The organism is Aquabacterium olei, assembly GCF_003100395.1.
In the GTDB taxonomy this organism is placed as follows: Bacteria; Pseudomonadota; Gammaproteobacteria; order Burkholderiales; family Burkholderiaceae_C; genus Aquabacterium; species Aquabacterium olei.
The window spans coordinates 1820612-1842404 of record NZ_CP029210.1 but is presented as its reverse complement, the minus strand read 5'-3'; the positions used below and the strand labels follow the sequence as shown (position 1 = coordinate 1842404).

19 protein-coding genes, 2 pseudogenes and 1 other annotated feature are annotated in these 21793 nt (G+C 60.6%); of the genes and pseudogenes, 10 read left to right on the top strand and 11 right to left on the bottom strand.

Features of this window, described 5'->3' with window-relative positions; translation table 11 throughout:
* Positions 1–8: 8 nt before the first annotated feature.
* Positions 9–440 (bottom strand): hypothetical protein, encoded by a 432-nt coding sequence (locus DEH84_RS08465; RefSeq protein ID WP_109036462.1) that lies wholly within the window; start codon positions 438–440, stop codon positions 9–11.
* A gap of 91 nt (positions 441–531) precedes the next feature.
* Positions 532–873 carry a copper-binding protein gene (locus DEH84_RS08460; protein ID WP_109036460.1) on the bottom strand — a complete coding sequence of 114 codons (342 nt, stop codon included), beginning with the start codon at positions 871–873 and terminating at the stop codon, positions 532–534.
* Between the two features lie 262 nt (positions 874–1135).
* On the opposite strand from DEH84_RS08460, the gene DEH84_RS08455 reads away from it, so the two are divergent.
* Positions 1136–1819 (top strand): heavy metal response regulator transcription factor, encoded by a 684-nt coding sequence (locus tag DEH84_RS08455; RefSeq protein ID WP_109036458.1) that lies wholly within the window; start codon positions 1136–1138, stop codon positions 1817–1819.
* Complete coding sequence (locus DEH84_RS08450) at positions 1820–3196, top strand: heavy metal sensor histidine kinase (RefSeq protein WP_109036456.1); 1377 nt, start codon at positions 1820–1822, stop codon at positions 3194–3196.
* Positions 3197–3260: 64 nt separating this feature from the next.
* On the opposite strand, the gene copD is transcribed toward DEH84_RS08450, so the two are convergent.
* The 4 genes from copD to DEH84_RS08430 form a co-directional block, all read right to left on the bottom strand.
* On the bottom strand, positions 3261–4184 hold the full coding sequence (gene copD, locus DEH84_RS08445; protein WP_109036454.1) for a copper homeostasis membrane protein CopD: 924 nt from the start codon (positions 4182–4184) through the stop codon (positions 3261–3263).
* A 3-nt stretch (positions 4185–4187) separates the two neighbouring features.
* Complete coding sequence (gene copC, locus DEH84_RS08440; RefSeq protein WP_109036452.1) at positions 4188–4577, bottom strand: copper homeostasis periplasmic binding protein CopC; 390 nt, start codon at positions 4575–4577, stop codon at positions 4188–4190.
* A 225-nt stretch (positions 4578–4802) separates the two neighbouring features.
* The gene (locus DEH84_RS08435) at positions 4803–5786 is read right to left on the bottom strand and encodes a copper resistance protein B (protein ID WP_245932724.1); all 984 of its coding nucleotides are present in this window, start codon (positions 5784–5786) and stop codon (positions 4803–4805) included.
* Positions 5787–5812: 26 nt separating this feature from the next.
* Positions 5813–7663, bottom strand: coding sequence for a copper resistance system multicopper oxidase (locus DEH84_RS08430; protein WP_109036450.1), 1851 nt, complete (start codon positions 7661–7663; stop codon positions 5813–5815).
* A gap of 205 nt (positions 7664–7868) precedes the next feature.
* On the opposite strand from DEH84_RS08430, the pseudogene DEH84_RS08425 reads away from it, so the two are divergent.
* A pseudogene (locus DEH84_RS08425) lies at positions 7869–8118 on the top strand (transposase); the annotation flags it as partial.
* Between the two features lie 388 nt (positions 8119–8506).
* On the opposite strand, the gene DEH84_RS08420 reads toward DEH84_RS08425, so the two are convergent.
* Together DEH84_RS08420 and DEH84_RS08415 are read right to left on the bottom strand one after the other, a co-directional pair.
* Positions 8507–9769: a metallophosphoesterase family protein gene (locus DEH84_RS08420; RefSeq protein ID WP_109036448.1), complete on the bottom strand. Its 1263-nt coding sequence runs from the start codon at positions 9767–9769 to the stop codon at positions 8507–8509.
* 12 nt (positions 9770–9781) lie between these two features.
* On the bottom strand, positions 9782–11065 hold the full coding sequence (locus tag DEH84_RS08415; RefSeq protein ID WP_109036446.1) for a recombination directionality factor: 1284 nt from the start codon (positions 11063–11065) through the stop codon (positions 9782–9784).
* A gap of 91 nt (positions 11066–11156) precedes the next feature.
* Between DEH84_RS08415 and DEH84_RS08410 the strand changes: the two genes are divergently transcribed.
* The 6 genes from DEH84_RS08410 to lspA all read left to right on the top strand — a co-directional run bounded on the left by DEH84_RS08410 (position 11157) and on the right by lspA (position 17961).
* Positions 11157–11537: a YkvA family protein gene (locus DEH84_RS08410; RefSeq protein ID WP_109038288.1), complete on the top strand. Its 381-nt coding sequence runs from the start codon at positions 11157–11159 to the stop codon at positions 11535–11537.
* Positions 11538–11627: 90 nt separating this feature from the next.
* Positions 11628–12853 (top strand): IS3 family transposase gene (locus DEH84_RS08405; protein WP_109034349.1). Its coding sequence is split into 2 segments (ribosomal slippage): positions 11628–11913 and positions 11913–12853, totalling 1227 coding nucleotides; the frame shifts between segments, so codons are not numbered across the junction.
* Positions 11903–12019, top strand: a sequence feature (AL1L pseudoknot). Its footprint overlaps the gene before it by 117 nt.
* A gap of 157 nt (positions 12854–13010) precedes the next feature.
* The gene (locus tag DEH84_RS08400) at positions 13011–13631 is read left to right on the top strand and encodes a cation efflux transmembrane domain-containing protein (RefSeq protein WP_109036444.1); all 621 of its coding nucleotides are present in this window, start codon (positions 13011–13013) and stop codon (positions 13629–13631) included.
* A 622-nt stretch (positions 13632–14253) separates the two neighbouring features.
* Positions 14254–14598 carry a CzcE family metal-binding protein gene (locus DEH84_RS08395; protein ID WP_058088278.1) on the top strand — a complete coding sequence of 115 codons (345 nt, stop codon included), beginning with the start codon at positions 14254–14256 and terminating at the stop codon, positions 14596–14598.
* A 118-nt stretch (positions 14599–14716) separates the two neighbouring features.
* Entirely contained in the window at positions 14717–17461 is a 2745-nt protein-coding gene (locus DEH84_RS08390; protein WP_109036442.1) for a heavy metal translocating P-type ATPase, read from the top strand.
* A 14-nt stretch (positions 17462–17475) separates the two neighbouring features.
* Complete coding sequence (lspA, locus tag DEH84_RS08385) at positions 17476–17961, top strand: signal peptidase II (RefSeq protein WP_058088281.1); 486 nt, start codon at positions 17476–17478, stop codon at positions 17959–17961.
* Positions 17962–17999: 38 nt separating this feature from the next.
* Here lspA and DEH84_RS08380 read toward each other — a convergent pair whose 3' ends face one another.
* Entirely contained in the window at positions 18000–18659 is a 660-nt protein-coding gene (locus DEH84_RS08380; protein WP_109036440.1) for a class I SAM-dependent methyltransferase, read from the bottom strand.
* A gap of 157 nt (positions 18660–18816) precedes the next feature.
* Between DEH84_RS08380 and DEH84_RS19445 the strand changes: the two are divergent.
* Positions 18817–18998: pseudogene (locus tag DEH84_RS19445) on the top strand (IS5/IS1182 family transposase); the annotation flags it as partial.
* A gap of 289 nt (positions 18999–19287) precedes the next feature.
* Here DEH84_RS19445 and DEH84_RS08370 read toward each other — a convergent pair.
* Positions 19288–20526, bottom strand: coding sequence for a DUF1173 family protein (locus DEH84_RS08370; RefSeq protein WP_058088280.1), 1239 nt, complete (start codon positions 20524–20526; stop codon positions 19288–19290).
* 5 nt (positions 20527–20531) lie between these two features.
* Entirely contained in the window at positions 20532–21416 is an 885-nt protein-coding gene (locus DEH84_RS08365) for a site-specific integrase (protein ID WP_245932723.1), read from the bottom strand.
* Positions 21417–21793 lie beyond the last annotated feature (377 nt).

The window sequence follows — 21793 nt, the reverse complement described above, 5'->3', positions numbered from 1 at the left end:
GATGCGAATCAGTTGGCTGGAGCCGGGGGCATGCGATCCATCATCATCTGCATCATGGACTCCATCATGTCCATGCGTTTTTCCATCATTTGCTGACGGCTGGCCATGTCACCCTTCATGCCCTTGCCTCCCATCTGTTTCATCATGGTCATGCCTTCCTGCATCGTCTTCATGTGCTCAGCCATCAGGGCCTGACGCGCTTCAAGGGTTGGAGCCGCCATCATCTTTTCGTGCATGGCTTGCATCGACTTCATGTGCTGGTCCATCGCCGCCATCTTGTCCGCCCCCATGGCTTTCACAGGCGCTTTTTTGACAGGCCCTGCCGCCGACGCTGCGCCCGCTGGATGGTGGGCTTGATGTTCCTCAGCAGCTTGTGCGAAGGCCCCCATCGATGCCGTCGCGGCACAGAGTGCAATCAGAGTCTTGCGAATGTTGGTCATGGTTTTCTCCTGTCAGGGTTTGAGATCAGCCACTGCCCGTCCGGTTTCATAAGGCATGGCGGCAACAGCACGCAGGGTCAACGTGTTTTTTTTATTGGGCAGGCTGGATATCGGTGACCACCAGCTTTCCGCCCTCGTTCACTACCATGAACTTGACCTTGTCTCCCGGCTTGACTTGGGACAGCAAGCTCTTGTCCTTCACCGTGAACACCATGGTCATGCCTGGCATGTCCATGTGCAGGATGTCACCATGTTTGATCGTGACCTTGCCGTTGGTGACGTCCAGTTTCTTGATTTCTCCGTCGGTCATGGCTGCCGGATGCGACATGCCCATCTTGCTGTGATCCATGGCTGTTTGAGCAAAGCTGCTCACAGGTATGACCACACTCAGGGCCAACGCAGAAATGCTCAGCACTTGGTTGATTTTGTTCATGGTTTCCTCTGATGAGTACAGGTAGCTGTCTGTGCCGATGCTGTCGCAGCAGAACGTGCCAACAAGCCTAAGAGCACCGTTCTGGCGTGATGGAATGGGATCGACATGGACTCCTCGTCGGCGACGCTTCGATTTCAAGGAACCATTCTGAAGAGTCTCTCCTGACAAAAAGCCATCTAACGAATTACAAATTTGTTATCTACATGACAGGGGCGCTAAAGCTCGTCACACTATCGTCACGCCAGAGAGAGGGGAGACAAACATGCGAATCTTGATCGTCGAAGACGAGCCCAAAACCGGTGAGTACCTGCGCCAAGGCTTGCGTGAAGCCGGGTTCGTTGTTGATCTCGCCCAGAACGGGACCGATGGCTTGCATTTGATGGAGCACAGCGAGTTTGACTTGGTGATTCTGGATGTGATGCTTCCGGGCCTGAACGGTTGGCAGGTTTTGCATGCCATGCGCGAACGGGGGCTGCAGATGCCGGTCATGTTCCTGACCGCGCGAGATCAGGTCGAGGACCGAGTGAAAGGCCTGGAGTTGGGTGCCGAGGACTACCTGGTCAAGCCCTTCTCATTTGCCGAGCTGTTGGCACGCGTGCGCATCATCTTGCGGCGAGGTCGCAGCGGGAACGAGCCCACAAGACTGAAGGTCGCTGACCTGGATTTGGATTTGCTGCGTCGGCGTGTCTCGCGCGCGGGCAAGCGCATCGACCTGACTGCCAAGGAATTCGGGCTCCTCGAACTCCTGATGCGACGTCAGGGCGAAGTCCTCCCTCGCTCGCTGATCGCGTCGCAGGTGTGGGACATGAATTTCGATAGCGACACCAATGTGATCGAGGTGGCCATGCGGCGTCTGCGCGTGAAGATCGACGAGGGGCACGATACCAAGCTGATTCAGACGGTCCGTGGCATGGGCTATGTGCTGGAAGCGCCGGAGGATCAGTAAGTGCTGCGCCATCTTTCGCTGACCAGCCGCCTGACTGTGTTTTTCACGATCGTGGCTGCCACCGTTGTGCTCGGTTTGGGTTACTTGCTCTTGCTGGCAACGGATCAGCATTTCAAGGAGCTTGACCGTACGACCTTGGAAGACAAGCAGCACTTGATCGACGAAATTTTGACCAAGTCCAATTCACTTGGAGACGCGCGCTCCCGGCTGAGTGAGGCACTGAATCATCATCATGGACTCTATGTGCTGGTCAAGGTACCAGGTGGTGATGTGATCTTCCAAACCAATGGTGTCGGCGATCTAGCCAAGGACTTCAGCGCAGACAGCATTCAAGGCGGCCACGCGCAGCCCACAAGGGAACACGGGGAAGGTGACTTTCACGCAGTCCACTCTCAATCTTCACCCGGGTACGATCAGGTCAAACGATTAGATGTCACGGTTGCGATTGAGACTGCACACCATCAGAAGTTTCTGGCCGAGTTGCAAGGCAAACTGGTGATCTACGCCGTCATTGCAACGCTCATCAGTGGTGTTCTGGGTTGGATCGCTGCGCATCAAGGTATGGCTCCGCTTCGCGACATGAAGACACGAGCGGCTGGGGTGTCGGGCCAACAACTGGAAAGGCGCATGCCTGTTGAGGCCGTTCCGATTGAGATGGCAGACCTGGCAAGGGAGTTGAACCAGATGTTAGGCAGGCTTCAGGAGGACTTCCTGCGCCTGTCAGAGTTCTCATCGGACCTGGCCCATGAATTGCGGACCCCCATCAGCAACTTGCTCACCCAGACGCAGGTGACGCTGTCGGCCGACCGGGATGCCCATACCTACCGCGACATCCTCTCATCCAATGCCGAAGAGCTGCAACGCCTGGCACGCATGGTGTCGGACATGCTGTTCCTGGCCAAGACCGAGCGAGGTGTGGACCTGCCCAACAAGGAGCGTTTCTCGGCGGCCCGTGAAGTGCAGGCGCTGTTGGAGTTCTATGACGTCGTGGCCGATGAAAAGCGCATCCGTTTGAGCGCCCAGGGCGATGGTCAGATTTTCGGTGACCGGTTGATGTTTCGCCGCGCCGTGAGCAATTTGCTCTCAAATGCCCTCCGCCATACGCCAGACGAGGGAGACGTGCACATCGACGTTGTCGAGGGGCGTGCGACCACCGAGATCACGGTGGAGAACACAGGGCAGGATATTGATCCCCTTGTGTTGCCAAGGTTGTTTGACCGCTTCTATCGCGCAGATCCTGCAAGATCTCATCCTGACTCTGATGGAACTGGGCTGGGCCTATCGATTACGAAGGCCATCGTTGAAGCCCACGGCGGCAATGCCTCGGCCCGATCAGGAGAAGGTAAAACGCAATTCACGTTGTCGTTTCCACACTGATAGGAGTCAGACCTACGTAGCTTTGGACGGTATGGTCGGCGTTCACGTCATCGCGATGCGACCATCATTTGGCTGGAGAGAGAACGCCTAGCCATGCAACACATGCGATAACGAGGACCACCATGCATGCCTCAATGACCAGGCTGCGACGCAACAGCACGGCCGCTTGCGCATGATCTCCGCTGCTCAGCGCCATTTCGAGTCGCGGGCTCAACTGGAAGCGATTGGCGGCTGCCAATCCGAGCATGCCGATGAACAATGCGATCTTCAGCGCGAGCAGGCCGCCATAGAGCGTCGTGAAGATCGGCTTGACCGACGCACCCACGATCAACAGGTAGTTGACTATGCCCGTCACGACCAGCGTCGCCACGATAACGGTGCCAACCTGCGCAAAGCCATTCGACAGCCGGCTCAGAATCTCGACCGATTTGTTTGTCGTTGCATCCCGATGCATCGCCAGCATGACGAAGGCGAAAAGCGCCCCGACCCATGCTCCGGCCGCCAACAAATGGGTGATGTCAGACGCTAGGTGCACATAGCCCTGAGCCCCTTCACTCATTGCACCGTGTCCGGACCAAGCCATCGTTGCGAGTGCCAGAGCGCTCAAAGCGGCCGAGCCGATCAGCCGATGCACGATGCGCAGCTTCGCCATGGCAAGACCGACGCATGCAGCAAGGGCCAGCAGACGAACCGACCAGGCAATGCCCACAGCCGTCTCCGAAATGATCATCTCGAAGATGTTGCTGTTCAGCTCTCCATAGGTGGCAGCGCCGGACATGGCCTTGGCGAGTACTGCCATGGCGCCGACCGATAACGTGATGCCCACGAGCGCTCCGGCAGCGACGACGCGTGCGTAGCGCTGCGCGATGGGGGGCGAACGACTGTCCAGACGAAGTGCGTACACACCGAACAGGGATACACCAAAGGTCGCGCCCAGGTCCATGTACACCGCGAAGCGCAGCGCAATGTTGATCCATTCGTCCGCCATGGCTCACTTCACCTGGAAGGTAAAGCTGCCCTTGACTGGGTGGGTGTCCGAAGAGACGGCCCGCCATTCCACACGGTAGTCACCGGCGGCCAAGGGACTGGCGGGGGTGATTACCATCGTCTTGCCATCGCTGGCGCCAGCGACGCTGGCATTGATCTTCATCGCGCCGTGATTCGGCATCCCCGGCATGCCGGTCATGATGAGATTCGCGCCCGAGAACTGCGTGGTCAGCGTTTCGGAAAACTTCAATTCGATTTTCGCGGGTGCCGGGCCCTGGGACTTGTCCGCCGGTGTGCTGGACAACAGTGCCGGATGGGCAAATGCTGCCGTAGTAGCGAACAAGGCGGAGGCGAAAGCGAGGGTCGCTTTGGAGAAGAGGCTTGAGAGCGTCATGAAAGATCCCATGCAGTAGGAGTGATGGAGGGAAAAGCAGAACGTGGGACTTGAAGGGCCTTCGAATTCTTCAACATCGGAACCCGAGGGGGGAGATATCCACCAAATCATGATTGGCATGCCGCTCGGTCAGGCAGCAAATTGCTGGCTGAGGTGTCACGGTGAGTTTTCATCATGATTCCCAGTTTGGTTAGGGGCAAGTGGATGGGTGCGCCAGAGGCGCTGTCAGAACCAGAACCGCAGGCCAGCCACGAAGCGTGTTTGCTTTGCTCGTCCGCCTTCGGCGCTGACGTAGTCGGCCGTCTTCCCGAACGAGCCCGCACGCTCGATGCCGATGTAGGGCGCGAATTGGCGGCTGATCTCGTAGCGCAACCTCAGCCCGGCCGATGCCTCGGCTAGGCCGCTGCCGATGCGCCGCTCGGGATCGTCCTTGCCGTAGAACTGCGTCTCGACCTTCGGCACCAGGATCAGTCGTTGCGAGATTAGCAACTCATAGCTCGCTTCGAGCCTCAAGGCCGTCCTTCCGCCATTGCCCACATAGGCGGTAGCGTCCAATTCGAACCAGTAGGGCGCCAGCCCCTGCATGCCGAAGGCCAGCCATTGGCGACTGGGGCCTTCACCGCTGTCCAGCCGCACCCCAACCTGGGTGTCCCAGTACGAGGCGATGGCGCGGGCCCATAGCAGCTCGGTACGAGACTCCTCAAGCTTACCGTTGGAGATGGCGCCTTCGGCTTTCAAGGCCAGGCGGTTGTAGGTCGTACCGTACCAACCCTGGAAGTTGTAGGCCGTGCTGTCGCCCCCCTTGCGGGTGAATTGACGCTCCAGGGTTTCACCGAGGAGCGAACCGAAGCGGTGCTCGTCGGCCAGCATCAGGCGAGGAACGCCAGGCACTGCATATTCGCCTTCGCCGAGCTTCAGGCCATTGGAATAGGCATGCGGGTCGCGCGCGTCCGCCGGCGCCGAGCCCCCCTGCATCTTCATGTCGCCGTGGTCCATGGCCGGGGGCGCATCGCCTTGCGTAGTGCTATGCCCGGCGTGAGGGTCTGCCGCAGTCGGTGCAGGCGCCGTATCTGGCTGCTGCGCCTGCTCCGAGGTTGCACCGTGGTGCGCGCTGTGGTCCTCGGACGCGGCAGTCTGGGCCTGCGCGTTCACGGTGGTCAACGTTGCTACCAGCATGGCCAGCGTTGGGAGATATCCTGGTTTGAACATTTTGGGGTTCCTTTTCTCGCTGGGACTCACGACACCACGACCTCGCGGAACATGCCTGCGTCCATGTGGAACATCAGGTGGCAGTGCCAAGCCCAACGTCCGAGTGCGTCGGCCGTCACAAGGAAGCTGATTCGCTGCGCGGGTTGCACAGGCAAGGTGTGCCGACGTGCGAGGAACTTGCCGTCAGGGCTCTCCAGCTCGCTCCACATGCCGTGCAGGTGCATGGGGTGCGTCATCATCGTGTCGTTGTGCAGAATGACCCGCAGGCGCTCGTTGTGGCGGAAGTGCACGGGCGTGGAGTTGCCGAACTCCAGCCCGTCAAGTGACCAGGTGTAGCGCTCCATGTTGCCGGTCAGATGCAGCTCGACCTCTCGCTCAGGGCCTCGGCTGTCCATCGGTCCTGACGGCGTGTGCAGGTCAGCGAGCGTGAGCACCCGACGGCCATTGTTTCGCAGGCCGATTCCAGGGTCGTCCAGGTTGGTGCGCGCCATGTCGACACGCATGTCCGTGCTCGCGCCGTATTCCGTGCGCGCGTGGCGTGCCAGAGTCGACGGAATCGCCAGACTGCCGGCGGCCGCCGCGTGCTTGCTGTGATCCAGGGCCATCGCGCCGTGGTTCATGCCCTGCATGGCGCTGTGATCCATTCCGGCCATCCCGGTCATTTCGGGCATCCCCGCCATGGCGGTCATCTCCATGCTCTCGCCTTCTGCTGAGCCATGGTCCATGCTCCCCATCATGTCGGCCATGGTCAACCACTGGACGGGATCGAGCGCGGGCACAGGTGCCTGCAGGCCCTCGCGCACAGCCAGCGTAGCGCGCGCATAGCCGGTCCTGTCCATCGCCTGCGCGAAGATCGTGTAAGCATCGTCTCGGGGCTCTACGATCACGTCGATCGTTTCTCCAGGGCCGAAGCGGAATTCGTCCACAGTAATGGGCTCAATGTCCACCCCGTCGACATGCACAACCTTGAGCTTCAGGCCGGGGATGCGCACGTCATAGAAGGTGTTGCCCGCACCGTTGACCATGCGCAGCCGCACCCGCTCGCCAGCCTTGAACAACGCCGTCCAATTACCGGCCGGCGTGACGCCGTTGGCAAGATAGGTCAGGGTCTGCGCAGATAGGTCGGCCAGATCGGTCGGACTCATGCGCATCTCGTTCCACATCTTGCGCTTGGCGAGTGAAACCTGCAGTCCATCGCGGGACACATCGCGGAAGAAGTCGATGGCGGTCGGCTGGTTGTAGTTGTAGTAATTGCCCTGAGCCTTCAGCTTGGCGAAGACCCGCATCGGATCCTCGTCGGTCCAGTCCGAGAAGAGCAGGACATGGTCTCGGTCGGCCTGGATGGTCTGCGGACCGGCCGGGTCGATGATGATGGCACCGTACATGCCGGTCAGTTCCTGGAATCCGGAATGCGAGTGGTACCAGTAGGAGCCGCTTTGCTGAACCTTGAAACGGTAGGTGAAGGTCGCCCCGGGTGCGATACCGGGGAAGCTGATACCGGGCACACCGTCCATCTGGTATGGAAGGATGATGCCATGCCAGTGGATGGAGGTCGCCTCGCGCAACCGATTCGTCACCCGGATGGTCACCTCTTCGCCCTCGCGCCAGCGCAGGGTCGGAGCAGGCAGGGACCCGTTGATCGTCGTGGCGACGCCGGGCTGCCCGGTGAAGTTAACTGGCGACTCCGCGATCACCAGGTCAAAAGTATTTCCGCGCAGAACGGGCGCCGTGCCGCGGCTGAGCTGACCTGCCTGCGCGAGCGCCTTCATCGCCGGTAGCGACAAGCCGCTGAGTACACCACCAGCGGTCAGCCCCTGGACAAAGCGGCGACGGCTCAAGCCGGCAGATGGGAAGACAAGAGGGTTTCGAGGTGCCATGTCGGGTCTCCTGGAGATGCAATTGGGTGTTGCTCCTGGGTGCCACCTGGGGCACCCACCTTGGCGCAGTAGGCAATAGCTTACGGAGGCGGACCTTTCCCTTGAATGACCTGCGCATTACATTCGCGTAATGGTGCGGAAGGCCTGGATAAATCGTCCGAACACGTCCGTGGCACCTGCGTGGTTGCCTGAGCTCATTGAGCTCATGAAGCAAGCGAGAGTTAGATGGGGAACTTCGACGAGACGCACGCGGCATCGAAGCTCCTCGATGGTCCGAATTGGTAGAGTTGATCGCTCCCTACATGCCAGAAGGCAAACGTGGCCTTCCGCCGTTTCCGGTGGAGTAGCAACTGTGCATCCAGTTCATGCAGCAGTGGTTTACGTTGAACGATCTGGCCATGGAAGAAGCGTTGCATGACATGCCGCTATTCCGTTACTTCACTGGCCTGGGTGGCTAGACCGACCGCTTGTCCCTGCGTAGCGCAATTTCATAGCGGGCGATCCAACTTACGCTACGGGTCGGTTTGAGCCGGTCACTCTGCGCAGAGCGACCATTCAAACCGGCTTGCTGCCTGCAGTGCCGTCGAGCGACTGGTGTTAGTTGCAAAGCAGTCGGTTGAGGCCACCGGCCCTCAATGTTCGCTATTGGCAGTCGCTGCCGTCCAGGAACCACCCGCGAATGTCGCAGATCAGCCTTGGCCTGCCGCTCAGGTGCGTGGGCACAACGACTGCTCATGGCAGATCCGCGTTGGTCGATGGCACCCCTCATCCACCCTGCACGTGTATGACTGCGGAACGGTAGATCGACACAGCAGAACGTCATCGCTAGACACCATTCGCGGCTCATACGCCCTTGATGCCACCATCACCGCAACTTAGGCATTTCGCTTCCAAAATTCTGCCAGCGATTTCATCGGGCTGTGAACACACCAATTCACCAAGGCATCTCAGCAGCCCCGCATGCTGAACACCCGTTGCCTGCGCCCAAGCCGTGACTTTCTGTTCCAAACTGTCCAACTGCGAAATGCCCGCCGCTCTGGTCCGCACAACCGGCACGATGCGCCCTTCTAACTTGACTTCAGCTGCCGCACCCAACGCCTCCTGAATGGCCTGGCGATTGACCTCATGGCGATCTTCGTCCGCCACCGTCCACCGGACACGCACGAACGCCCCGGCAACGTCCTGTTGCGCCAAGGCATCCCGTAAGGCATTGATGTCAGGCTTGCCGTCAAACACAATATCCACAGTCCGCCGAGCAGGTGTCGGCTGCAGCGTGCAGACCGCTGACGAAGCACCCACCTCCCAAAGCAACCAGCCTTTGTCGCCATCCTCCCCATAGTGGAAGCGCCCGATGGAGCCCGCATAGGCGATGCGCTGCCGCCCATGCCGTCCGTCACAGTCCCACGCCTGATGTCGGTGGATGTGGCCCAGCATGAAAGCCTGGGCCTCAGCAGCGAACAATGCGCCCGTGGTGAACTCGTGGTCGAATCCGGCCATGGGCACGCCGTGCTCGCTCAGGCAACCAAAGACGGTGCCATGCGATACGCCGATGGACGGCACGGCTAAGGACTGAGCGCGTCGGTGGCTCTCGGCAAACCCGGCCAGCAGTAAGGCCAGGTGCTCGCCCACTGCCTCGGCAGCAGCCCCCGCCCCCACCGTGGCCGCCACAGCAGCCTTGTTGACCGTGGGCACGCAGCTGAAAAGGGTCATGAGCCCATCCGGCAGCACATCGAAGCGCCAGCCTTCCGAAACCTGCCAACAGCCATTCGGCATCAGCGCCACCTGTCCAATCTGGTCGGCCACATGAACAGGGTAACGCCCGCCCAGAGATTTGAAGATGGACAGGGTGCCAGGAGGCTCGTGAGAGAACGTGCCTTGCAGCATCAGCACCGGGCAGTGGTCTGCCAGGCGACGCACCTGCGCCACCAGGCGTTCGGCTGCGGGCGAATGCAAGTCCAGGGCGTGATCGGTTGAATCCCCGGACAGCACCGCAGCCTGCACACCTGAGGCCATGGCCATGTCGATGGCTGTCCCGAAACAGCGGTCGGCCTCGATCAGGTTCTTGGGGCCGTAGTGAAGGTCAGAAAAGTGCGCGATGCGAACCATGGTGCTTCTCCCTCATGACACTCTGTGCAGTTCACTCTCGATCTTGTCGAGGTAGCCCTGCGGGTCGTTGCGATAGCGATCCAGTTCATCCCAGGCCCGGCGGCGCCCATGCGGGTTGAGCCGCCATCCTCGGCCCCACCGTCGGTCGGCGTAGGCTTGGTACTGCTCGGCGGCAATGCCATAGGCTTGGGCACGCACCAGGAGGTGTTCCAAGGTGAGATCCCCGTCATGGAGCGGGATGTCCTTGGGTGCATCGGCGATCACCGTCTCCACAACGGTATCCACATCTGCACCAGCACCCTCCCACCTTGGCGCCCCATCCAGGACCTGGGTGGCCAGTTGAGCCTGAACAATGGCCGTGTCTTCGTCCTCCCTGTCACGCAGCAGGGCGGTCACATCCACAGGCGCTTCCAGTTCAATGATCCATTGAGGCACACGTGTGGGTAGGCCCGTCTCATCGATATGGGCGACCTCCATCAAACGCTTGGTCAGGTAGAACGGGGTGCGCTGGCGATCCAGAAAGCCAGAGATACGACCGCCACGCAGAAAGCCGATGGTTTCGAACTTCTGGATGGCCGCATTCATGGCGTAGAAGCTGTTGGTGGGCAACTCGAACGCACTGATGGATCGGATGCCTGGGATGAAGAATAGGAACCGCCCGGTCAGGTTGCAGCGCCGCTGCTGGTAGTCGGGGCAGGACTCGGGCTCGCAGATGCCGCCGTTGTCTTCGCGCGGAACCGTCTTGCGCCCACCGAAGATGCGGATGGCGCGCCGCCCCGTGTTGTCCATGGGCACCGGCGCGTGGCACATGCAGTGCCGCACACGCCCATCGGCCGAGTACTGCGACCAGTAGCGCTTGTCCTGCGCGCCCCAGGCCGCGAGTTCGTGCGGCATCACGGTTTGCCATTGGTCGGACGGAAATACGATGGGGAAGCGATAGAGGTGAAGGCCGTCTCCGCGGTCCTCGCCATAGGCCTCCAGGATTTGCTTCGGCGTCTCGGGATTGGGGAAGTCTTGTGCCCGCACGGTGAACCAGGGCACGTTGCGCGGGATCAGCGGTGACTTGAGATGCGGGAGCGCACCCACGATGGCGCGCTCGATCTGGTCGAAGGACTGGCCGGCTTCAACGCCCTCGTCGTAGAGGCTTTGAGCCTGGGGCTGCTCCGCCGCCTTGCGGGTGAGCACCTTGATGCCTGCGCGGATCTTTCCGCCTGTGGGGATGCGGGCGGGGCCTTGCCCGAGCAGGGTCGGCAGGGCCGCCGAACCGCCCTGGACGGTGACAGTGGTTTTGACCATGGTGGCGCTCCTTCATGAACATGCGATGGTTCATGCTCTCGCGACTTCATGCGACGTCAAGCCCGAGCGCGTATGTGGCATTCTCGATAGCATGAACATCATCGGAAAGCTCAGAGACTGGGCAAGGCGGATCAAGCGAGAGGGTGTGACGCTCTGGTTCGCTGGCAAACACCCGGCAACGCCGTGGTATGCGAAAGCCATCGGTCTTTTCGTCGTGGCCTATGCACTCAGTCCTATCGATTTGATCCCGGACTTCATCCCGGTGCTCGGTTACGTGGATGATGTGTTGCTGCTGCCTTGTCTCATCTGGCTGACCATTCGGCTCTTGCCCGCTGAGGTTTTGGTCATCTGCCGCGAACAGGCTGACAACTGGCTGAAAGTGCAGGGATCCAAACCAAGCAGCCGTTTTGGTGCGGTTCTGATCGTGCTTATCTGGATTGGGGTCTGTACAGCACTCTGGATATGGCTTTAGCCATATCGCAGGTCAAGGCAACGCCCGCCAGGCAAACTGAACCGCCCCGGCTTTGAAGGAGGCTCCCTCGTTTGAGATGATGGAGCCAAGATGAGAAGTTCGAAGTATTCCCCCGAGGTTCGCGAGCGCGCGGTGCGCATGGTGCTGGAGCACCGAGATGAGCACCCGTCACAGTGGGCGGCCATCGAGTCCATCGCCGGCAAGATCGGTTGCACGGCGCAGACGCTGGACAATTGGATCAAGCAGCACGAGCGCGACCACGGCCTGCGCGGTGGGCCGACGACGGCGGAAGCGCAGCGCATCAAAGATCTCGAGCGCGAGGTGCGCGAACTGCGCAAGGCCAACGAGATTCTGAAGCTGGCCAGCGCGTTTTTCGCCCAGGCGGAGCTCGACCGCCGCATCAAGTCCTGAAGGCGTTCGTCGACCGGCATCGCCAAGAATTCGGGGTCGAGTCGATCTGCCGCGTGCTGCAGATCGCCCCGTCGGCGTACTGGCGGCACGCGGCCTGTCAACGCGACCCGGCGCTGCTGTGCCGACGCAGCTTGCGCGACGCTGAACTGGCGCCGCAGATTCGTCGCGTGTGGCAGGCGAACTTCGGGGTCTACGGTGCCGACAAGGTCTGGCACCAACTGCGTCGAGAAGGCATCGACATCGCGCGCTGCACCGTGGAGCGCTTGATGCGCCAGCACGGCCTGCAGGGAGTTCGCCGAGGCAAGCGACAGCGCACGACGGTGCCTGACCCGAAGGCGCCATGCCCGTTGGATCGTGTGAATCGGCAGTTCAAGGCCGACCATCCGAACCAGCTGTGGGTCACCGACTTCACCTACGTCTCGACGTGGCAAGGCTGGGTCTACGTGGCCTTCGTGATCGACGTGTTCAGCCGTCGGATCGTCGGTTGGCGCCAGAGCAGCTCGATGCACACGGAGTTCGTCCTCGACGCTCTGGAACAAGCGTTGTACGCCCGGCGGCCGACCGAGAAGGACGGGCTCATCTGTCATTCCGACAGGGGGTCGCAATACCTGTCGATTCGCTACAGCGAGCGCTTGGCCGAGGCTGGCATCGAACCCTCCGTCGGCAGCCGCGGTGACAGTTACGACAACGCGCTGGCCGAGACGATCAACGGGCTCTACAAGGCCGAGGTGATTCACCGCCGCGGGCCGTGGAAGACGAAGCAGGCGGTCGAGCTGGCGACGCTGGAATGGGTCGCCTGGTTCAACCACCATCGGCTGATGGCACCCCTGGGCTACAGGCCACCTGCCGAGTTCGAAGACCGATACCATTCCCAACGCGCTAGTCAGGCCGCGATCAACGTCTGACTCAAAGCAACTGGCCTCCGCAGAAGCCGGGGCGGTTCAGTATAGGGGAAAGGATGATGGTCGCGTACCCCTTGACTCTCTACTGGGTACAGGGTTTCAAATGCCTCACCAAGATTCAAATTGGCCCATTGGTCCGCTGCCCTTGGAGGGAATACTGATGAGTAACGACGACGATCATGGCCTGGACGGCCGACAGGCTTCGGACAGGCGCATTCTCTGGCAGGTACTCCTGATCAACCTTGCTCAATGTATCGCCGGATTCGCCGTGGGCGCGTGGGCGTCCTCGACGGCCGTGATGGGAGCAGCGCTTGATAACCTTGCCGACGCCTCTGTCTATGGCGTGAGCCTTTACGCTGTTGGCCGCTCAGCCGCCATCAAAGCAAGGGCAGCTCGCCTGTCTGGCTGGCTCCTGATCGGGCTCGCAGTGTTGATGCTCAGCGAAGTCCTGCGGCGCTTCTTCGGGGGCGAAGCGCCTCTTGGACCGGCCATGATGACCATGGCGGCGGTCAATGCCGGCATGAACCTGTTCTGCCTCAGGCTCCTCAAGCGACACAAGGGCGAGGACGTCAACTTCAAAGCATCCTCGATCTTCACAAGCAACGATTCGATCGTGAACCTGGCCATCGTCGCATCGGGTGCGCTGGTGATGTGGCTGGGTTCGAACTTGCCGGATCTGATTCTTGGAATGGTGGTGAGCGCCATCGCGTTCAAAGGTGGCCGAGAGATCCTTGCCGAAGCGCGCGAAAGCACTCAGGTTGGCGAGGCAGACGCCTCTTAGACGTTGCGAGGTGGCGACGAATTGACTAATTTACTACTTGACCCTGGAGTTGGCACAGCGTTTTAAATGGTGTGCTTGCTTCAAATGAACCTGTCCTCAATGGCCAATCTTCTCCAATCACTGCTGCTATGGCTTGCTCTCGCCATGACCATGGCGGGAAGCGGCGGCGCTGAGGCGCGAGAGCTAGGTGTTCATGAGTCGGCTAAGTCATTTTCGGGAGACTTTGATACCCAATTCTGCCCTCCTGCATCACGTTGTTGCCCGCCATTCAGCAAGCTTGACGGAGTCAAGGATGAGCTCGCGGCGGTACCGCACGCATGCCAGGCTCCAGCAGAACCGTGCGTTTGTGAGGCCTGTTGCACAACCCTGGGACTTCCGGGGGCCCACTCCGAGGCGCTAGAACCTGCGTTGCCGTCCATATGGGAGCCTGCACCGTTGATCGAACCCATCTCGCACCGGCCAGCCGGCCCGAGGCGCCCGCCCAGGACGGCCCCAGAGACCAGCATCATGCCGCAGCACCAATGCCTGCCATGAGCAGCGGCATCTCAACGTCATTCTTTGGTCGATGGCTGATCGGCGGACTCGCTGATTGTCAGCTCGACCCAAACAAAGGAAAAAATCCATGAAGCTCATCATCCAACTCGCCATGACCGCTTCCTTCGCGCTCGGAAGCCAAGCGTTTGCTCAGTCCTCCGCTGCGACACCCAAGACCTCGATCTTTGGAACGCCTGCATCCACGGCCGAAGTAGAACGGACCATCGAGATCCTGCCTACGACTCGCTGGATCAACGTGACACGTTTCGAGACCGTCAGGTTGGCCATCAGGGATGGCAACGAAACGAAGTACGTCATATGGCGGTTCGACACCCTTTCCTTCACGCCTTTCGATTTGAGCCAAGCGATCCCTTCTCTTGGCGCCAGATCGATCAAGGTCTTCGTCGGGGCCAGTCATTTAGACATGTCATGACGTAATGGAGGCCGCCCTGAAGAAGGGCGGCCTTTTTTGCTGCGCGACGCGCCCCTGCAAGACACGCGCTCGGCTCCATGGCCACTTCAGGTTTACCCGTTCAGCAAAAGAGGCACCTATGAAAACTGACGATGCACCCACTTCCGCGCCTGCCACCTGCGGTTCGTGCGCCAGCGATCAACAGGGCCCGCCCACGGTTCTGATGCTCGATCTACCCGATTTGGACCGGCGTTCGGAAGCGCTTGTGCGGGCTCAGCTGGGTCAAATCACCGGCATCGAGGATCTCTCACTTGATTCGTGTACGGGCAGGCTGTCCGTGCGGCATCGCCTCAGCTCCACCACGCCTATCCTAGACGCCTTGCTTGCCATTGGAGTCAAAGGAACCGTTGCAAAGGATGGCGAATCTTCCAGCCCCGCAGGTTGCGGCAAGCCCACGGTGAGCAGCGGCGTCACCAGCTGCCGGGCACCGGTTGCTGCGTCGTCGCCCCCATCTCCTCCGTCAACTGGAAACACCTCGCGCCTTCTCATCAGCAACATGGATTGCCCGACCGAGGAGGGCCTCATTCGGAAGCGCCTGGAAAAGATCAAAGGTATCGAGCAGCTCAACTTCGACCTGATGAACCGCCGTTTGGACGTGCAACACACCTCAGTGGATCTCGCGGGGATTCTCGCAGCCCTGCATGAGATTGGTATGCAGGCAAGCGTAGAGCGAGAGGCAGGGCCGAGCCCTCGTGGCCAGGCGACCTATCTCATCGAGAAGATGGACTGTCCCACCGAGGAAGCCATGCTGCGCAAAGCGCTCGAGGGGATGGCTGGCGTCGACGCCCTTCAATTTGACCTGCTGAGCCGTACGCTGGTTGTGAGCCATGGTCTCCCGAGCGAGGCGCCCATCACCGCGGCGATCGAGCGTCTGGGGCTGTCGCCTGTGCTCCAGGACCACAATGATCCAGCGCCGGCTGTCACCAAGGAGTTCGGCACGGGCATCACGAAAGCCGAATGGCTGCGAATGGCCGCAGCAGGCGTCTTGGCGCTGGGTGCAGAGGCATTGGCCTTCTCGGGCATGGAAGAGTCATCCATGCCCGTGATTGCAGCCTCCTTGGCCGCCATCGCACTAGGGGGCACGGCCACCCTGCACAAAGGCTGGATTGCGCTGCGCACCCTGTCGCTCAACATGAACCTCCTGATGACCATCGCGGTCATCGGCGCAGCGTTGATTGGACAGTGGCCGGAGGCAGCAGTGGTCATCTGGCTGTTCGGCGTGGCCGAAATGATCGAGGCCATGAGCTTGGATCGAGCCCGCAACGCCATTCGCAAACTGATGGACCTGGCTCCGGAAACGGCCCTCTTGCGCCAAAGCGATGGGCGCTGGGCCGAAGTCAAGGCCGACACGGTCACCATCGGCGGCATCGTGCGAGTGCGCCCAGGCGAGCGGATCGCGCTGGATGGGGTGGTTGTCTCCGGCAAGTCGGCAGTCAATCAGGCACCGATCACCGGCGAGAGCATGCCCGTGGAGAAGAACCCAGGCGATACGGTCTACGCGGGCACCATCAACGAGCGCGGAACGCTTGAGTTCGAGGTTCGAGCCCGCAAGGGGGACACGACATTGGACCGCATCGCCCGCTCCGTGCAAGAGGCACAGGGCCAACGTGCGCCCACACAGCGGTTTGTCGATCGTTTTGCCAGCGTGTATACGCCAGCAGTCTTTGTGCTTGCACTAGGCATCGCCATCATTCCTCCTCTTGTGGCCGGCGGTGACTGGTACGACTGGACGTACAAGGCCTTGGTCTTGCTGGTGATCGCCTGTCCGTGCGCGCTGGTCATTTCCACTCCCGTGACAGTGGTCAGCGGTCTGGCAGCAGCAGCGAAGCGAGGCATTCTCGTCAAGGGCGGCCTGTATCTGGAGCAAGGCCGGTTGCTCAAGGCCGTCGCACTGGACAAGACCGGAACGCTCACCCATGGAAAACCGGTGCTCACGGACACAGTCGAGCTCGGTCCGCTCTCGCGCCAGGAGGTACTCCGGATCGCTGCCAGCCTTGATGCCTTGTCCGAGCATCCCGTGGCCACGGCCATCGTCAGGGCCTATGGAGACCAACCGCACGCCGATGTCCAGGCCTTTGAGGCGCTCGCTGGCCGCGGTGTGAAGGGGGCGATAGACGGCGAGACCTACTACATTGGCAATCAGCGGCTGGCCAATGAATTGGGGGTGACGAACGAACGCGTACTGCAACTCCTTGAGCAGATGGAAGCCCAGGCCAAGACCGCTGTCGTGCTCTCCACGGCCACACAGGCCCTCGGCGTGCTGGCCGTGGCCGACACGGTCCGCGAGAGCAGCAAAGTGGCCGTCGCGCAGCTCAGGCAATTGGGGGTCGAGCCGGTCATGCTCACTGGGGATAACAAGAAGACAGCGCAGGCGGTCGCGGCTCAGGTGGGCATCAGCGATGCTCGCGGTGAAATGCTGCCTCATGACAAACTCTTGGCCATCGAGGCAATGGCCGCCCAAGGACCAGTCGGCATGGTCGGGGACGGGGTGAACGATGCGCCAGCCCTTGCAAAGGCAAGCATCGGCTTCGCCATGGGCGCAGCAGGCACTGACACAGCCATTGAGACCGCAGACGTGGCGCTCATGCAAGACGATCTGCGCAAGTTGCCAGAGTTCATCGCTCTCTCACATCGGGTGGGCAATGTGCTGAGAGCCAACATCGCCTTTGCCATCGGCACCAAGGCGGTGTTCATGGTCTTGACCTTCACGGGACACGCCAGCTTGTGGCTGGCAATCCTGGCTGACATGGGTGCGAGCCTGGTCGTGGTGTTCAACGGGTTGCGCCTGCTCAGGGCGCCCGGCGAGAGGGACAAGGTCCAGTGAGGATGCGCCAAACAATGGATCCGAGCGTTGCGCGTGCCTTCCTTGCAGCCGCAGCCGTCTTCCTGATCGACATCGCAAGCAAAGCTGCGGTGGTCGCTGCACTCCCGTATGGCTCCAGCGAGCCATGGCTCCCGGTGCTCAACATCGTCCACTGGCGCAACGAAGGTGCCGCTTTCAGCTTCTTGCACGACGCAGGTGGATGGCAGCGCCTCTTCTTCAGCGCCGTGGCTGTGGCCGCCTCGGTTGTTTTTGCCGTACTGATTCGGCGGCCTCAAACCGGTCGGCCTCAGCGGCTGGCCTTCGGGCTCCTCCTAGGCGGTGCTTTAGGGAACCTGCTCGATCGGCTCGCTCGCGGGGCGGTGGTGGACTGGATTGATGTCAGGTGGCAGTCGTTCTACTGGCCGGCCTTCAACGTGGCCGACATCGGCATCACCCTCGGTGCTGTCTTGATGCTCGTCTGCGAGTTGCGGGGAGGGAAAACGGAAACTAAGCCGAGTTAACAGGGAAGTATGCCGACGGCCAGTGCAGTCCTGGCGCGCTATTGCGCCGTGGCAATGACATTGATCCATACCGGCTGGTGCACAGCCTCAGCCGAATTCCGCGTCGTCCACAGTTCATTCACTGCCAACCCGGCAGCGTCAAGTGACGTGCGTATATCGTCTTCTGAGTAGTAGACGTACAACCGGCCGTCCGGGAGAATCGCCTCGCCCTGCCCCTCCTGGACTGCCATGAAGAGTGTGCCGCCTCTTTTGAGGGCCCGGTTCAGGCTACGAAGTGCGGGGCGAAATGCGTCCCGAGGCAAGTGGAGCAATGAGGCACATGCCCATACCCCATCGAACCGTTCTTCATAGCTGATGCGTTCTATGCGAACGACTTCACATGGGGCGCCCGAATACTCCGCCGCCATTTGTACGAGGGCTGTCGAGGCATCGATGCCCAACGCGCAATGACCCCGCGAATGAAAGTACTTGAGGTCCCGACCGGAGCCGCAGCCGGCATCAAGGATGGCGGCATTGGCCGGCAGATGTGACAGGAACCGATCGAGGACGAACTGCGTCTGGGCACCGGAGGTCCCTGAGAAATATTCGACCGCATGGTCTTCGTAGAATCGATCGGTCGATGACACGGCAGCATCTTGGCTAACGGATGATCGAACGTCCTCACCATTTGGGCCTTTCAGATTGTCTTCAGACATCATGCATCTATCACTCCTTCCGGCTTAGGGCAATGCTGAAAAAGGTCCGATCTGGCGCATGACTTGCATGCCTAGCAAGCACTCGTTGGAGGATCCCAAAGATGAAGCAGCAGACACTTGCGGTAGCGGCAGATCAGAGCGCGGAGTATCAGCAGTATCGCTGCCCGATGCGACGACCTTGCCGAAGTTTCTCCGTTTGTTGGAGAACAACGATTTGGGCAGGGCAAGGTGGGCGAGGTGCTCCAGGTACGAGGGCTGAAAGTTGGGGCACAGGCGATCGTTGACGCAACGATCGTCGGGGCGCCGAGTTCGACGAAGAACAAGGACAAGCAGCGGGATCCCTCGCACATCGAACACGTGGCCCAACGGATTCGAGAGCTGACCGCCTTGAAAAAACAACTGGTGGCCCTGCGGGGGCAATGTGCTCAGGCAAAAGACGTGGCGCATTGCGGCATCTTGAGTGGGCTTGGCCAGGGGGAGGCTCTTGAGCAGCCGACAGCTCGACAACATGTCTCAGCAAGCCACGGCAAACGCCGGTGATCGACACCTGCCAATCATCTGACCAATGTTTATCTCAGCCTTGGAAGGACTCAAGACGGTGGTCATCGGAGCCCATATGCCCGAGGTTCGCTCAATGACTCTTGGACGTCATTGCCTCTGGCAACGCAGGCATCTCTTCGGCACTCCACCAGAGCCAGGATGAAACACCGGACGTTCGCACCACGCGATCTTTTTCCGCCCGATCCTTCGGGGGCATGAATGCGCTGATGACATGCAAAGGCACCGGCAGACAACCGGCATCCAGCAACAAAGCATTGGGAAATGCAACGGCGCTCCTGGCGTCGTAACGCAGTGGTTTGACAAAGCGTCGGCCCTGAGAGACAAGCGCATGCACCAGCGGCAACTCGTGCACGCCCTCCACAGGGATCCAGTGCTCGCTAGTCAACATCAAACTGGCCGCATCAATTTCATAGGTGTGCTCACGGCGAGCGCGTATCAGTGCCACCAGCACCAAACGGACCTTGTATCCGCTGTCAGCGTCACGGGCTTCAAACAATGGCGCGAAGACCCGCTCAATGCGCTCCCAGGTCTTGGTGCCCACCAGCAGGGGGGCATCGGGCATGTGCTTGATCCAAACACGCCGACCCAGGGCCGTTACCTCGCTGACCTTGAACTCTCCGATGACCACCGCCAGAGGGCTTTGCCCTTCATGCGGATGCAAGACCGCCAGCTTGTTGCGACGGCGCTGAGCTACCTCGAATTTGCTGGCTTCGCTGAAGGGCTCGGGCACGTACAAACGCTCGCTCAACCCAGCACCCTTGACCATCACGTCCTCGGCCGCATTCATCAGGTATTTGTGCAGGACACCTTGATTGCGCTTGCCCTCCATAGCCGGGCTCCATCGGTTGAAGCCTGCTCGCTCGAACAGGAAGTGCATCAGGGCATGCAGGCTCATTCGTCGCCTGGGCGCTTCCACCTCGTTCACGTCATGCGTTTCACCTCGAACCAAGCTACGCCCCACCGTGCGCACCCATGGGAAGTCCACACGCAGTTGAATCTGGCCAGGAACCATCTCCAGAACAGCCTCGCCCACCAACTCGCCCAGGCCTGACTGTTGCCACTCTGGCTCAAAGGATGGGCACGATGGGTGATGCCGACACCCGGTTTCCGGCATGCGCTTGACAACGAACTGACGGTGCCGCGCCACGTACATCTCCACACCACCAGGAACACACAGACATCGGGGACGTTCGGGGGTCTCGTACACGTGAGCCAGCAGATCCTGCATGTCTGGCGCACTTGCATCCACCACCCGCCCTTTGATGGAAAAGCGCTGACTGTCGCCTTCAGCGCCTTGACGGGTGGGCATGGTGTTCACACCAGTTCATCGAGCAGTTGCTCGATGGTCGGCTTGTGGCGAGCCAGCAGTTCGCGCACCGCACTGCGTTCGCTGATGCCCAGGATCAGGCCGACATCGTCCTCATCAGCGCCACGCTCATAGAGGCGTGCCACGACGGTGCGCCGCACAGACAGCGCCGTCACGCCTTTCATCTCGGCATAGCGAAACAGCTTGCGATAGGTCTCCAGGATCGGTCGACACAAGAACCGTCGCTGACCAGGCGCACCATAGGGTGTGATCTTGAACCCCTCTCCTGCTGTAGACAGGAACAAGCGGCTATCTGGATCAAGCCCTCTGTAAGCACCATCCCGTCCCAAGCCCAGCCCGAGCCTCAGGCGCTCTTCCAAGTAGTTTGAAAGCGATTCGTCCAGCCTCGTGCTGGCGAAGTGCAATGGGCGGGCCTTTCCAGTGATGGCCACCTCGGCACGCATTTGAGAGTGGCGCCGAACGCTGCCATCGGAGCTCAGGTAGTCCCTCACTTCGAGGCGGGCGATTTCCAGGGGACGTGCGCCCGTGGCAAACAGGAGATAGAACAGCGACAGGTCATGCCATGGCCGACTGCTGCGCCCCTTGATGCGCTTGCCTGCCTGGATGATTTCGTCCATGGAGACGATGCGGCTGGAACGATGCTCGACGGGCCGTCTCGGATCGAAGTCCACCAGGGCCGTCAGGATGGCATCGCGGTGCAGGCGCAAGCGTCTGACGAATGCTGCGCCATCTTCATTCAAGCCATCGATGTCGGCCACTTGGCTCAACTGCACCGCAATGGCTTTGATGCGCCGCTCAACCGCCGTGCGTGACACGCCAAACCGCGCGGCCACGGTCTCATAGGTGTCGCCATCGATGACCTCCTTGAGCATCCGGATCGATTGGGCAACGGTGCTCCCGTCTGGTTCCAGTTCTGGTACGCATGACATGACCCTCTCCCTGCTTTGTTTACTTGTCCTCACGCTGCCAAAGTGCCTTCATGCTCAACCCTGGTCGCACTTTTCACCAGTCGAAATCGCCGGTGAAGGCGGGGGGTTTTGGCATCAGGCAGATCTGCTTTGGCGTGGACAAAAGCCACGTGACAACACCCAGAAGCAAGCAAGTTCCGTGGCACCACCCCGCATGGGTAGCAGCACACTTCCCATGCATTGGCGTGTGCCAAGGCCCCAGCGCGCTCGATATCGGGGCAAGGCATGCCAAGCAAGGTGCATTGCAAGAGGGCGGGCTCTGCAAGCGTGAACATCGGCTT